9 protein-coding genes and 2 pseudogenes are annotated in these 14463 nt (G+C 60.6%); 7 read left to right on the top strand and 4 right to left on the bottom strand.

Features of this window, described 5'->3' with window-relative positions:
• Positions 1–660: 660 nt before the first annotated feature.
• The 4 genes from pntB to hisD all read right to left on the bottom strand — a co-directional run bounded on the left by pntB (position 661) and on the right by hisD (position 6121).
• Entirely contained in the window at positions 661–2136 is a 1476-nt protein-coding gene (gene pntB, locus QRN04_RS14710; protein WP_284976767.1) for a Re/Si-specific NAD(P)(+) transhydrogenase subunit beta, read from the bottom strand.
• Complete coding sequence (locus QRN04_RS14705) at positions 2133–3689, bottom strand: Re/Si-specific NAD(P)(+) transhydrogenase subunit alpha (protein ID WP_284976766.1); 1557 nt, start codon at positions 3687–3689, stop codon at positions 2133–2135. Before QRN04_RS14705 ends, pntB begins: the two co-directional genes overlap by 4 nt.
• Before the next feature lie 331 nt (positions 3690–4020).
• Positions 4021–4767 carry an SDR family NAD(P)-dependent oxidoreductase gene (locus tag QRN04_RS14700; RefSeq protein ID WP_284976765.1) on the bottom strand — a complete coding sequence of 249 codons (747 nt, stop codon included), beginning with the start codon at positions 4765–4767 and terminating at the stop codon, positions 4021–4023.
• Positions 4768–4777: 10 nt separating this feature from the next.
• Complete coding sequence (gene hisD / locus QRN04_RS14695; RefSeq protein ID WP_284976764.1) at positions 4778–6121, bottom strand: histidinol dehydrogenase; 1344 nt, start codon at positions 6119–6121, stop codon at positions 4778–4780.
• A 177-nt stretch (positions 6122–6298) separates the two neighbouring features.
• Here hisD and QRN04_RS14690 point away from each other — a divergent pair, with 177 nt between their 5' ends.
• The 7 genes and pseudogenes from QRN04_RS14690 to QRN04_RS14660 all read left to right on the top strand — a co-directional run bounded on the left by QRN04_RS14690 (position 6299) and on the right by QRN04_RS14660 (position 14018).
• Positions 6299–7348 (top strand): LacI family DNA-binding transcriptional regulator, encoded by a 1050-nt coding sequence (locus tag QRN04_RS14690; protein WP_284976763.1) that lies wholly within the window; start codon positions 6299–6301, stop codon positions 7346–7348.
• A 226-nt stretch (positions 7349–7574) separates the two neighbouring features.
• A pseudogene (locus QRN04_RS14685) lies at positions 7575–8131 on the top strand (acyl-CoA dehydrogenase family protein); the annotation flags it as partial.
• Between the two features lie 74 nt (positions 8132–8205).
• Positions 8206–8961: an SDR family NAD(P)-dependent oxidoreductase gene (locus QRN04_RS14680; RefSeq protein WP_284976762.1), complete on the top strand. Its 756-nt coding sequence runs from the start codon at positions 8206–8208 to the stop codon at positions 8959–8961.
• A gap of 45 nt (positions 8962–9006) precedes the next feature.
• Positions 9007–10212 carry an acetyl-CoA C-acetyltransferase gene (locus QRN04_RS14675; RefSeq protein WP_284976761.1) on the top strand — a complete coding sequence of 402 codons (1206 nt, stop codon included), beginning with the start codon at positions 9007–9009 and terminating at the stop codon, positions 10210–10212.
• A 47-nt stretch (positions 10213–10259) separates the two neighbouring features.
• A pseudogene (locus tag QRN04_RS14670) lies at positions 10260–10487 on the top strand (MmgE/PrpD family protein); the annotation flags it as partial.
• Between the two features lie 1278 nt (positions 10488–11765).
• Positions 11766–12809 (top strand): pyridoxal phosphate-dependent aminotransferase, encoded by a 1044-nt coding sequence (locus QRN04_RS14665; RefSeq protein WP_284976760.1) that lies wholly within the window; start codon positions 11766–11768, stop codon positions 12807–12809.
• 1005 nt (positions 12810–13814) lie between these two features.
• A complete protein-coding gene (locus QRN04_RS14660; RefSeq protein WP_284976759.1) occupies positions 13815–14018 on the top strand; it encodes a hypothetical protein in 204 nt (67 codons plus the stop codon).
• The last annotated feature ends 445 nt before the right edge of the window (positions 14019–14463 follow it).

The following is a 14463-nucleotide window of genomic DNA, read 5'->3' as shown; positions in this document are numbered from 1 at the left end:
CTCCCTGGTCTTGACGCGTTCTTCTGAATCTCACGATGTAACGATAAGGCGGCTGGCAGCTTCGGCAGGACTCACGCTCGGAAGACCTCGGACCATCAACGGAACTATCGTCCTCCGATTCTGGGCTACTCCCGGCCGATGAATAACCGGGCATGCCAGTTGAAACAGGCGGGGGTGCCTGGAGAGGGCGCCTCTCATGCAGTCATTTCGTGGCGTTTTCTCCCCGGACTCCTTGAGTCAGATGCGTGCGTGCTCGGCCACGCAGGAACGAGGCGGGTGGAACATTTGCGGCCAATCTTCGGACCGGAGCAATATGACCGCAGAGGCTCCTCCCGCCTGAGCCATCACTCATTTCTTGTGATGCTGTTCCAAGAGTTCGTGGCTGTAGTGGAGCATTAATTCGTAGTGGTAGTGCAGTCCAATCCAAGGGGACGCGAAAAATTCATCGATGTTGATGGCCTCGTGGACTGTTCGTTCTTTCTCTGCTCCGTGTGTCCGTTCCGGCGCGCTTGGGTGGGAACGCCTGCTGAATGGCCAAGATTCGAGGACGGGGCATGGCCTGTTCTCCTCTCTCGAATTCCCTACTAAAATGTCTTGCTTTAAGACCCGAGGGCCAGACGTGACCTTGGTGTCCCGGTTCTTAACTGCATTGGTCTTCTGTCAAAAGGCTCGGAGGATGTCTTCGACGCGTTGTTTGGCGTCGCCGAAGAGCATCTGGGAGTTGTCGCGGAAGAATAGCGGGTTTTGGACGCCGGCGTAGCCGGCGGCCATGGAGCGTTTGAACACCACCACATTTTCTGCCTCCCAGACCCGCAGGACGGGCATGCCGGCGATGGGGCTGCCTGGGTCTTCAGCGGCGGCGGGGTTGACGGTGTCGTTGGCGCCGATGACCAGGACCACGGAGGTGCCGTTCAGGTCGTCGTTGATTTCGTCCATTTCGAGAACGATGTCATAGGGGACTTTGGCTTCGGCGAGGAGGACGTTCATGTGCCCTGGGAGGCGCCCTGCGACGGGGTGGATCCCGAATCTGACGTTTACGCCCTTCTCTCGTAGTTGGTGGGCGAGTTCAGCGACGGGGTACTGGGCCTGCGCGACGGCCATGCCGTAGCCGGGGGTGATGACCACGGACGAGGCGTTGGTCAGCATGTCGGCGGTGGCCTGTGCGGTGATTTCGCGGTGCTCGCCGTATTCTTTGTCCGCTCCGGTGGGGGCGGCGATCCCGAAGCCGCCGGCGATCACGGAGATGAAGGACCGGTTCATGGCCTTGCACATGATGTAGGACAGGTAGGCGCCGGAGGAGCCGACGAGGGCGCCGGTGATGATGAGAAGGTCGTTGTTCAGCAGGAAGCCCGCGGCTGCGGCTGCCCAGCCGGAGTAGCTGTTGAGCATGGAGACAACAACGGGCATGTCGCCGCCGCCGATGGAAGCCACCAGGTGCCAGCCAAGCCCCAGGGCCAGGAGGGTAACAATGATCAGGAGCCAGAGCTGGGAGTCGTTGACATACCAGACGGTCAGGACCACGAACGAGGCAAGGGCGCCGAGGTTGATCGCGTTCTTGCCCGGCAGCATCAAAGGCGTGGACTTCATCCGGGCCGAGAGTTTCAGGAACGCCACGATCGATCCGGTGAAGGTCACCGCTCCGATGAACACGCCGATGAACACCTCGGCATGATGGATGGCCATGAGCCCGGATGACAGGGCCGGGGCTTCGAGGTGCCCGTTCCAGCCCACCAGGACCGCGGCGAGACCAACAAAGCTGTGCAGCAGCGCGATCAGTTCCGGCATGCCGGTCATTTCGACCACTCGGGCACGCCAGAGCCCGATGGCCCCGCCGACGAGCACCGCGGCGATGAGCAGGACCAGGCCGGTCAGGGCGTGGCCGGTCCCCCAGGCATCCTGGAGGGTCAGCCAGATGGTCGCGGCGAGGGCGATGACCATCCCGGTGATGCCGTAGATGACCCCGGCGCGGGCCTTCTCGTGCTTGCTCAGCCCGGCGAGCGACAGGATGAACAGCAGGGCCGCGACGATGTAGGCCGCCCCCGCAATAGAGTCGGCGGTCAAAGGACCGGAGACGGGGTCAGTCACGGTAAAGCTCCTCGTAAGTGTTGCTGCTGCTGTGGGGGTGACGGCGCTCATGAACGTGCCTTCCCGGCCGAGAACATGGCGAGCATGCGCCGGGTCACGGCGAAGCCGCCGAAAATGTTAATGCTGGCCAGCAGCACAGCGACGGTGGCGAGGACCTGCATAACAATGTTGTCGGAGGTGACCTGCAGCAGGGCACCGACGACGATGATCCCGGAGATCGCGTTCGTGACCGACATCAGCGGGGTGTGCAGGGCGTGGTGGACTTTCCCGATCACATAGAACCCGACCACGACCGAGAGCATCAGCACAGTGAAGTGCTGCGGCAGCGGCGCCGGGGCGACCGCGTTGACCAGGAACAGCGCGGCGATGCCCGCGGCGAAGAGTCCTGCCTTGCCGGCGGGGCTGAGGCCCTGTTTCTTTTTCGGTGCCGTACTTTTGGCGGCCGTTTCGGCGTCGGTCTTCACTGCGGGTGCGGCGGAGACTCGGACCGGTGGCGGTGGCCAGGTCTTCTCACCTTCGCGAACCACCGTCACGGAGCGCTGCACCACGTCGTCGAAGTCGATCCGCAGGACCCCGTCCTTGTCCGGGGTGAGGAGCTTGAGGAGGTTCAGCAGGTTCGTCCCGTACAGCTGGGACGCCTGGGCCGGGAGCCGCGCCGGAAGATCCGTGTAGCCCAGGATCACCACACCGTTATCGGTAACGATCCGTTCCCCCGCGACCGAACCTTCGACGTTTCCGCCCTGCCCGGCGGCCATGTCCACGATCACGCTGCCCGGCTTCATACCCGCGACGTCCTCGGCGGTGAGCAGCTTCGGCGCCGGGCGCCCCGGGATCAGTGCCGTGGTGATAATGATGTCGACATCTGCCGCCTGCTCCGTGTACATTTCGGCGGCACGGGCGTTATAGGCCTCGGAGGTGGCCTTGGCGTACCCGTCGGAGGACTCCATCTCCTCCCCCACCTCAACCTTGAGGTAGGTCCCGCCGATCGACTTCACCTGATCTGCGACTTCAGGCCGCGGGTCCGTGGCACGCACAATTGCGCCCAGGCTGGACGCCGCCCCGATCGCCGCCAAGCCCGCGACACCGGCCCCGGCAACCAGCACCTTAGCCGGCGGGACCTTGCCCGCCGCGGTCACTTGGCCCGTGAAAAACCGGCCAAATTCATGCGCCGCCTCAATCACAGCACGGTAACCGGCAATGTTAGCCATCGAGCTCAGCACATCCATCGACTGCGCCCGTGAAATCCGCGGCACCGCATCCAAAGCCAACGCCGTGATCGGACGCGCCGCCAACGCGTCCACCAGCTCCGGCCGCAACCCCGGACTCAGTGAGCCAATCAATGTCGCGCCCGTAGCCAGTCGATAAATCTCCTCCTCACTGGGCGGATTAATGCGCAGCACGACGTCGCTGCCCCAGGCCTCATCAGCCCCAACGATCAGTGCGCCTGCTTCGGCGTAGGCCTCGTCACGGAAGGACGCCGACTCACCTGCGCCCTTTTCGACCACGACCTTGTAGCCCAACCCCAGCAACTGCTTCACCGTGGTGGGCGTCGCCGCCACCATCGTCTCCTGGCCTAACTCGGCCACAATGCCAATACGTGTCACGATCATTCTCTTTCGTCTGTCTAACCTGCCCGGCGGGAATCCACAACCATGCAAATAACATGGGTTCACTGCTCGCGGGACCCGTCAGGAAAATGCTTGAGTAGCCTCTGGGGCCCGCGCTTTCTTCGGTCATACTCTCGGGCTGCACGCTCAGACGATGAAATAGCCTTAGGGCACGCCGATCGGAGGCCTGTCCACGGAAACGAGGCCACGCACACTTACTCGTCTTAAGGGGCTCCATACCTGGGAGCTGTCTCCAGCAGTAAGACGGGGGGATATGAGCTGTTCCGGTGACGCTGCAAGCTTTCTTCCTTGAAGGCTCCTCAATTGTTCAGCGGATGGTGTATCCGCCGTCAATGGCGATGGTATGGCCGGTGATCAGCGACGCAGCATCGCTGAGCAGGAACGTAACGGCACCAGTGATGTCCTCGGGTTCCCCGAATCGACCGATCGGGATCCTCGACAGCAACTCCGCAGCCCATTCGGGCCTGCTGAGGCTGGATGCGGTGAGTTCCGTGCGGACGAATGTTGGTGCGACAGCGTTCACGCGGATCCCTGACGGCGCCCATTCAAGGGCGAGGATCTTCGTCAGGTGGATCAACCCGGCCTTGCTGGTGCCGTATGCTGCCCGTTCCTCAATACCAACGATTCCTGCCTGTGAGGCGATGTTGACCACCGCTGCGGGGGATCCTCGATCTACCCAGTGTTGCGCCAAGGCTGTGGTCAGGAAAAAGCTGCCTTTGAGGTTCGTGTCGAAGACGCTGTCCCAGTCCCGCTCAGTCAATTCCAGGGCGGGTTTGGGTACGTTGAGCCCGGCGTTGTTGACGAGCAGGTCAATTCCACCGCTCAAGGGCATCAAGATATCGACGAAGTCGCGGATGCTTGTGGTGTCACCCAGGTCAACGGCAAGGCACGGGGTTCCGTACCGTTCGGTGATCTGGCGGGCACTTGTGGCGTCGCGGCTGGTTCCGTAGACCGTAGCGCCGGACTCGGCAAGGCCATCGGCGATGGCTTTGCCGAGTCCGCCGGCTGCTCCGGTGACCAGTGCTTTCTTGCCGTCCAGGCGGAAGTCGGGCACCGGTATTCCTTTAGTTGTCGAAGGTGTGGTCGGACCAAGGCAGGCTGGTTCCGCGGTACTTCGCGGCGCGTACGTCGCCGGAGCGTGCGTGTCCTTCGAACCGTTCTACCCGGGAGGCGCGTCCGCAGAGTTCACCGAAGAAGGCGCTGGATTCGGTGTTGGTCACTTCCTGGTAGGTGACGGTGCGCAGGTACTTGCCGACCCAGAGGCCGCCTGTGTAGCGGGCGGCGCCGCGGGTGGGCAGCACGTGGTTGGTGCCGATGACCTTGTCTCCGTACGAGACGCAGGTTCCTTCGCCCAGGAACAGTGCGCCGTAGTCGTGCATCTTCTCCAGCGCTTCGCGGGGGTTTTCGGTGAGGATCTGTACGTGTTCGTAGGCGTACTCGTCTCCCAGGGCGTAGGCGTCGTCGAGGGTTTCGACCACGTGGACGGCGCCCCAGTCCCGCCATGCGGCACCGGCGTAGTCGCGGGTGGGAATGTCCACGAGGATTGTGTCGATGTGCTCGATGACTTTACGGCCGAGTTCTTCGCTGGTGGTGATCAGGACGGCTGGTGAATCGGGGCCGTGCTCTGCCTGGGACAGCAGGTCCACTGCGACGATGAACGGGTCAGCGTGCTCGTCGGCGACGATCAGGACTTCGGTGGGGCCGGCGAAGAGGTCGATGCCGACTTCGCCGAAGAGCTGGCGCTTTGCCTCGGCGACGAAGGCGTTGCCGGGCCCGGCCAGCATGTTGACCGGCTTGATGGTCTCGGTGCCGATGGCGAGGGCCGCCACGGCCTGGATGCCGCCGAGGAGGTAGATCTCGTCGGCGCCGGCCAGGTGCATGGCGGCAACGGTGGCATCGGGAACCTCCCCCTGGATAAGGGGGGTGCAGGCAGCAACGCGCTCGACGCCGGCAACCTTGGCGGTGACGATGGTCATGTGCGCGCTGGCCAGCAACGGGTACTTCCCGCCGGGGATGTAGGCGCCGGCAGCCTGGATCGGTACATTCTTCTGGCCGAGGAAAACACCCGGCAGGGTTTCGATTTCGAAGTCACTCAATGACTCGAGCTGCTTCTGCGCCATCGTCCGGACCTGCTCCTGGACGAACTTGATGTCCTCGATGGTCTGCTCCGGAACCCGGGCGATGATCTCGTCCAGCTGCTCCTTGCTAAGCCGGAAGGACTCGGGTGCGTACTTGTCGAACTTCTCGGAGTACTCCCGCACTGCTGCGTCGCCGCGTTCGCGGATGTCAGCGATGACGCTCTCTACGGTTGCCCGGATTTCAGACGTGCTCCCCCGCATATCGCTGCTCCGGGCCGGCGTCTTTAGCAGGACAGAGGGCACTGAACTTTTAAGGGTTTCAACTGTCATCCAAAACACTTCCATCTTCATCGATGGGCGGCTCGTGGAGCGCCCAGCCCGGCATCGGTAACTACTTCACGGAAGTGTATACGTATACACTTCACGAAACAACAGCTGCTAGATGGCTGTGCATACGTATAAGCTAGCTCCGGTAGAACTAAGCCAAGCTACAGGAGGTCGGGAAAAGTGGTTACCAGCCGCGACGTTGCGCAACTGGCGGGCGTCTCCCAAGCGACGGTTTCCCGCGTCATGTCCTCCTCTGCCAAACTCTCACCGGCCACCAAGGCAAAAGTCCAGGCTGCCATGGTGACGCTTGGCTATGTGCCCCACGCCGGAGCCCAGGCCATGAAAACGCGCAGGACGAACACAGTAGGTGTTGTGGTCGCCGACCTGATCAATCCCTTCTACGCGGAAGTCCTTGATGAACTCAGCCGCGCACTGGACACAGCCAGGTTCCGCGTAGTTATTTGGAACACGGGCGGGGGCAGCCGGCATGATGCGCTCCGGGCCATCCGCGAACGAGCCGTCGATGGCGTTATCTTCACGACCGCGACTGAGGACTCCGTTGAATTGCAGGCGGCAGTGGAAAGAAACAGCCCCATCGTCCTCATCAACCGCGTGGTCAAAGGCTTGGACTGTGATCAGGTGACCAGCAGCAACGTCAGCGGCGGCGCCGCGGTGGCCGATTACCTCCTGAGCCACGGAAAGTCCCGGGTAGCCTTCATTGGTGGCCCTCAAAAGGCGAGCACATCGCGGGACCGCGGCATTGGATTCCTGGGAAGAATGGCTGACTCGGGACACGCCGTACCCAGCACGTTACAGTTCCACGGCGAGTTCTCCCACGACCTGACTGCAGAAATCATGACTAGGCTGCTGGTGATGGCGGACCGACCGCAAGCTGTTTTTTGCGGTAATGACTATATGGCATTCGGTGCCATCGATGCCCTGCGCGCCAGCCGGCTGAACGCCCCGCAAGACTGCTGGGTCATCGGATACGACGACGTCGAGATGGCGGCGTGGGAATCATTCAACCTGACCACCGTGCGCCAACCCAGCCGTGAGATGGCACGGGCGGGAGTTCGGCTCCTGCTGGACCGCATCCACTCGCCCGGCCTGCCGTCCCGGCGCGTTGACTTCCCGTACGAGCTGGTGGTCAGAGGCAGCACCAACCAGAGCGCCGCATCAAGCCCGAACGTTGCTGCCGAGGCAGCAGCCGAAACCACTCTCCTGGACTGAAACTGTAGAGGCACGCCTGCGCATCCCGCCGCGCAGTTCCGGGGGCCTAGGGCGTGTCTCCTAAATGTGCGGGGTGCTGACTGGAACCCTTGAGGGGTGTCACGAACAGCTCTACTAAGTGATGATCAGTGGTCCCGGATCGAGCCCCTGCTTCCTAGGTACGTGGGTCGGTAGTTGTTTGAGCGTTCCTCAGGTTTGAGCTGTGGCGGCCCGGTGGCCGGTCTCTGAGAACAAGACGGCGGTGCGCATCGTTCAAAACGCAGACATTACCCTCGAAGACGTCCGGATCCCGTATTCAAACTGGTTGCCTGGAACGAAATCCTTCAAGGACACCAACGTCCTGCTTCGTAACTCCCGAATCTGGGTCAGTTGGCAGGCCGTTGGACAGCAGTTCGCAGCATTCGACGTTGCCAGGGCATACGCCCTGAAAAGGCACCAGTTCGGAAAACCGATCGCCTCGTTCCAGATCATCCAAGGCCAGCTCGCCAAGATCATAGCCAACGCAACCATGTCCTTGGCCTGATGATTCAGATGGCGCGGCTTCAAGACAGTGGAAATCTCACAATGGACCACGCCGCTCTGGCCAAAGCGAGCTGCAGTGACAGGATGCGCCAGTCGGTTGCTCTGGGCAGGGCGATGCTCGGCGGCAACGGCATCAGTACCGACTATGAAATGGCGAAAATCTTTGCCGACGCCGAGGCGATCTACTCCTACGAGGGCAGCTATGAAATTAATAGTCTGCTCGTTGGTCGAGCAGTCACCGGTATTTCTGCCTTCGTCTAACCCCTGCCGAACACTGACTTCCGACGTCTGGGCAAACGCCTGATCAAGAGACGTAGCCGAGAGGAGAAAAACTCATGGACATCCACAACACTTCAGCCATCGTTACCGGCGGGGCATCCGGGCTGGGAGCGGCCACCGCACGAGCTTTGGCCGCGCAAAACGTCCAAGTACTTGCCATTGACCTGGCGAAGTCTCTGGAAGATGCACAGCCGGTCGAAGGCGTCACCTATCTGGCAGCTGACGTGACGGACCCTGAAGCCGTAAGGCAAGCCGTTCGACGTGCCGCAGCACATTTGCCGCTTCGCGTGGACATAAACTGTGCAGGGATCCTGCCTATGGCCCGTATCCTTGGCCGGAACGGCCCACACGATCTATCGCTTTTCACGAAAGTGCTCGAAGTCAACCTGATCGGGTCCTTCAACGTTCTGGCAATAGCCGCAGCGGAAATACAGAAGACAGAGCCAGATGCCCAAGGCCAACGTGGCGTCATCATCAATACTGCTTCCATCGCTGCCTATGAGGGACAAGTAGGGCAGGTGGCCTACGCGACATCCAAGGCAGGCATCGCCGGGATGACCCTGCCGGCGGCGCGTGACCTGGCCACACACGGTATTCGGGTGAACGCCATTGCCCCGGGGGTGGTCGAAACACCAATGATGGCCACTGTTACACCGGAAATCCGGGAGGGACTGGCCGCAGGCGTGCCGTTCCCCCAGCGCCTCGCACGCCCAGAAGAATTCGCTCAACTGGCCCTGTCCATCATCGACCACGACTACATAAACGGCGAAGTGATCCGCATGGACGGGGCCTTGCGGATGCAGCCGCGCTGAGCCGTACAGACCCCACTCCAAGCTGCCCGCCAAAGGAATACCCATATGGCAGATAGCAGTTCACTCCCCGTTCCCACTAGCGATGACGTAGTCATCGTTGGTGGTGCCCGGACCCGTCATGGGAGGATCAATGGACAGCTTGCTCCCCTCAGCGCCCCGGCCATTGCCGTTGCAGGAGCCCTGGAAAGGGGCCACGTCGACCCGAACATGATTGACGCCGTCATCATGGGCCAAGTCGTCCAGGCCGGGGCCGGCCAGAATCCGGCGCGGCAGACGGCCATAAAAGCGGGCATTGGATGGAACGTGCCAGCGGTCACCATCAACAAGGTCTGCCTCTCCGGACTCGGGGCCCTCATCGATGCTGCACGAATGATCCGGTGCGGAGACGCTGATATTGTGGTCGCCGGCGGACAGGAGTCAATGAGCCAAAGCCCCCATATCCTGCCCGGGGCGCGGCAAGGATGGACTTACGGAGGATCCTCGCTCGTGGATTCGCTCGCGCACGACGGTCTGACAGACGCGCACGAAGGCATCCCGATGGGAACCCTCACAGAACGGGGCAACAGTCAATTGGGCATCACCCGGGGACGCCAGGACGAAGTTGCCGCCGCATCGCACCAGCGTGCAGCTAAAGCTGTAGCCGATGGCGTTCTGTCTCAGGAGATTGTGCCCGTAAGGGTACGCACTAGGAAGAACAGCACGGTCGTTGTCCGAGTGGACGAAGGCATCCGTCCGGAAACGTCCACGGAGACATTGGCGAACCTCCGGCCCGCATTCGTCGACGGAGGTTCGATAACCGCCGGAAACTCCTCCCCGCTCTCTGAGGGAGCGGCTGCACTGATTCTCGCAAGGTGCTCCACCGCCGAACGCCTGGGCCTGAACGTCCTTGCCGTGGTGGGAACCTACGGGCAGGTGGCTGGGCCGGACAACTCGCTCCATGCACGGCCCGCGGAGGCCATCCACGCGGCATTGGCCAAGGCCTCGTGGGCCGTCGATGACCTGGACTTCATCGAGATAAACGAAGCTTTTGGTGCCGTTGCCCTCCAGTCACTGGATGAACTGAACGTGCCCCTCGACCGATGCAACATCAATGGCGGCGCGATTGCCCTCGGGCACCCGATCGGAGCATCGGGAGCCCGGATCGCTGTCCATACGGCGCTCGAACTCGACCGTAGAGGCAAAGGCCGCGCAGCCGTGGCCTTGTGCGGCGGTGGCGGCCAGGGCGAAGCCCGGCTCCTGTACCGCAACTAATTCCTCAGGATCCACCACCCCCTGCCACCCCATCTGAAAGGACAGTCGTGACGACTACCAATACGGTTCGCGTCTATAAGAGCGAAGAGTACCTCCCCCGCGAAGACCAGCTCGCATATAAGATCGCGGAAGTCGCAGCCGACCCCGTCGAGGTGACTCGGGAGGTAACCCATATGGTCATTAACCGAATCGTCGACAACGCCTCCGTGGCGATCGCTTCGCTGAATCGTGCCCCAATTGTCGCCGCCGGGGCGCAGGCATTGACCCACAGGCCATACGCAAGCTGAGGCTCTGAATGGAACGATCGTCGGAGTTAGGAGCTCCGGTTGAACAATTGAGTTGCTCGGACAACTGCTGTGCAAGCGGTGGTCCTCAATCGCTTCCGCTTTTACCCATACCTGTTCAACTGGCATGCACGGGTATTCACGGCGTGGGAGGAGCCTTCCGGCTTCGCGCAGAGCTGAGCTGGCGTCAGGCTTCCCCCTTCCCAGAGCTCCTCACCTACGCAAACAAAGCAGAACAGCAGTAAAGCAACAAGATTTAGGTAGACCATGTTTCAAACGCCTCACACCTTACGCCGCGTTACCACCGCGGATGCAGCTAAGATCGAGGATCTGTTGAACCTTACGGTCGAAGGGCTCATCCCTGTCGCCCTTGCACTCGACCATGGCATCAGGGTGACCCGAATCGGCCCTGGAGACTACAGTGTCGAAACCGCCCCCGATATTGCACGCGGTTACACCGTTTGTGAGCACCGCTAGTCGCAGCTACCTCCACTCCCGTTGTATAAACGCCCGTGAGTGACTATGACAGGTTTGGATGGCCTCGGCAGGTCGGCTACTTCTGGGTCCACTTCAGAGTCGCCGGGCATCTTGTGACGGTTATATGTGGCCCCGCATCCGCAGGTGGATTCATCAGTGGATGGATTCGGGGACGGCTGGTCTGGGCAAGGGCGCGATTGACGCGCTTTTTCCTTTAGCGCGGGGCGTGCCCGCCGCGCATTTTGGTCCTGGGTCTTCAGGTACCAAGGGAATGTCCCAAGGACGCCAGATGCGCGGCGTCCTCGAAAGTACTTGCCGACGTCTTCGGCGAGGATCCCTGAGGTGGGTCTGACCGACTCAGGGGAGCGAGGTTAGGACTATTGGGCCGGGGTCAGCCAGGACACCGCCGGGCATCTGCCAGGAGTTGAGCCCCCTCCTGGCCAATGTTGACGCGATGGTCGAAGTCGAGAGAGGGAGTCGGAACATGACCGGGGCTCAATTTGCTCAACATCGCCCCTCTTGACGGTCCAGGCAATGCGCCTGCCCTGGTCCCATTACCCGCGTCGCGTCTCCATGCCGAACCCGAGGTCATCTTTTTGCTCTACGGTGTCTAAAGATATTACGAACGGCCTCCAAATATACTAAGCTTGACTCATTCGAGGCGGACGCCTTGTCTGAGGGGCGAAAGAACACCGAGACGAAGGAGTGCTGGAGATGTACGAGCGGTTGCCTACGCTAGAACTATGGGAGCGGACTGCTTTGCGCAGGGACAAGGGGGAGGACCTGATACCCATGCAAGGCGTACCGATGCTACCCATGCCGCCCCATGTGGTCGATGCGGTTGCTCGGTCCGCCGGTAAGGTGTTTCCACGACAGACGCGCGGGTGCTATGCATTGAAGTCGGCGATTGCCGACCAGTTGCGTCGGCGACATGGCCTGAGCGTAAATCAGGACTCCGATCTACTGGTGACTCACGGTGCTCAGCACGGTATGAGCATCGCGCTCAGAGGCATTCTCTCGCCCGGAGATGAAGTCTTGGTCCCCGCCCCCACTTACTTCTTTGACGCTATCGTGAAAATGGCGGGTGCACATCCAATTTATGTTCAAACGAACCCCAGTGACGGATGGGCCTTACCGATAGATGCACTTTCTTCAGCGGTCACGCCTGCCACTCGTGCGATCATCATCTGCAATCCGAACAACCCGACGGGAAATGTTCCAACTCGCGAAGAACTGACAGCATTGCTGAAGTTTGCAAAAGTGCATAACCTCTATGTCTTTTCAGATGAATCCTATGAGGACTATTTCCACGACGGTCCAGGTTACACGCCGCAAATGTCCCTGGCTGACATCCACAACCGTTTGATAACTGTCACAAGCCTTAGCAAGAACTATGCCTTTTCGAGCTGGCGAGTAGGATATATTCATGCTCCCAGCGATATACTGGAGGCGATTCACCCTGCGTTTGAATGTGACGCAATCAACGTCGGGGATATCCCCCAGATCGCCGCAGAGGCTGCACTCACTGGACCTCGTGACTGGCTTGACGTCGAATTCGTTTCGTTTCGCTCGCGGCGAGATCTTCTGTTGGCGGAGATCCGCGGCGCAGGATTTCAGGTTGTAACGCCGCGAGCCGGGATCTTTTGCTATGCAGACCTCACCCCCACTGGGCTCCAGGGTCACGCCCTAGAGGAGGCATTGCTTGATGTCGGCGTGCCCTGTTCCTCGGGCGATCGCTTCTACGGCAACGGCGGATATGCGCGCATTCTCTATGGCGGTACCGCTGAGAACATAATGCGCGTGGGAGAGCGGCTGAGTTTGCTCCAAAAGCTTTAGTTTAGACGTATTGGAATCTTCTCTTCTTAATTTCTCTGCGAGAGAAATCTAACGACGTGGAAGGAAGGTTTTTTCGGTAGCCAAGAGATCCACTTGGTTAACGAAAAGTCTTTCCCGGGCCGACTTGGACTGTCGGCTGCCTTGTGAGCTTGGCGGACTGCTGGTCGCCTAGGATTGGGATTAACGGCCCTTCGCAGACGAGAGTGGTTATAGCGTTTTGAGGCGGGCGCCGCTGTCGTTGGGACGTTTACTTCTCGGCGTGGTGCGGCAGGAAGATGCCGGGGCCCCTTTGTATCGGTAGTGATTAAGCAAACCAGTAACCGAAGAGACCCGGCATGAATGACTCTTTGTCTCGTCCGATGGCCGTTGGTGCTCATGTACGGACACTTTGCTGGGGCGTCGAGCGCCTTCTCGTCAGCTCTGTCACGGCAACGGTAAATGGTATCGACGTTTCCCCGGGCCTGACAATCGAAAGGTGGGGGAGCGGGCTGCGATGAACGGATGGCAGGGCGATCTCTCCGGCGCGCCCGCCGGCAGCGTTTTTAATCTGCTCTGCCCCGCTGCCCGCCAGGCCGGAAGTTGCTCGATATTAACGAGCATACAATCTGACGGCCGGAGGAGTCCGGAGCCTGCGGCAGCGTTCACCGGGAAGCCGGTCACCTTGAGCCTCCGACGATGAGCCGGGTTAGGGCCGTCTAACACCGGGGGCAGGGCGTGGCCTCATGCAGTTGCGGCGTGGTGCGGGAAGAGCGTCAACTGTAATGAAAAAGCCGGAGAATGCGTCAAATAAGTTGGAACTGCGTCACCTTAGATGGAAAAGGACAAAGAGAGTGCGCATGTGCTCCTTGGAGCCTCTCCCCTTCCAACTCGATACGCAGGGGTGCCAGTAAGTTGCCCTAGGCAACTAGTCAATGCGAATCGACAGAATACTATCCCAAACCCCAACTGCCCTAAAAGGTGGTGCGCAGAACCACGCCGCTGACTTGAAGGAAAAGGAGAACGACAATGCCCACGGCCACCTCAACAATCACTGTCACAGCCACCCACCCGGCTCAACGAGACCGACAACTGGACCAGGCCGCCGCACTACTCCGTGAGAAGGCAATTGATCGTGGCATTGTCGTAACCAGGGTCGACCGCAGAACATTTACGATCGCCCTCAGCCCCGAAGTCGCCTACGGCGAAACCCGGGAAGTCGATTTGATGTGAACGAAAGTGTGATTCTGGGAGCGACTGATGGCCGCTTGAGGGAAACGCAAGAAGATGACGCAAAAGCAGACCAGCGATGCGATGACAGCGCGAAACATCCTCTGCTGATATGGACAGCACTGGACTCCGGGGACGTCGTGTCGATGCGAACGTCAGGGAACCGGAACTATGTCGGAACAGTGGAGCAGAAGACAAAGGACGGGCTCATTATGTGGATCAGGGATGATCTAAACGAAAGAAAGCTTTTCCACTTTCGAGACTGCCTCTCCGTCGTCTTAATCTCACCTAGGTCGCGTCGATAGTAGACGTCAGTAAAGCTGGTCGCCTGCCTCATGCTGCGCAGCCAATCCGACCAGGACCGCGACGAAAATGTGGGAGCGGTAGCAGGCGCCGTTATGGGTCAGGACCCTGCCGATTCTCACGCCGCGGGCGGCAAGGCCGCAAT

Origin of the sequence: Arthrobacter sp. efr-133-TYG-104, from assembly GCF_030208915.1 — a bacterium.
GTDB lineage: Bacteria > Actinomycetota > Actinomycetes > Actinomycetales > Micrococcaceae > Arthrobacter.
This window is presented reverse-complemented; position numbering and strand designations above follow the sequence as displayed.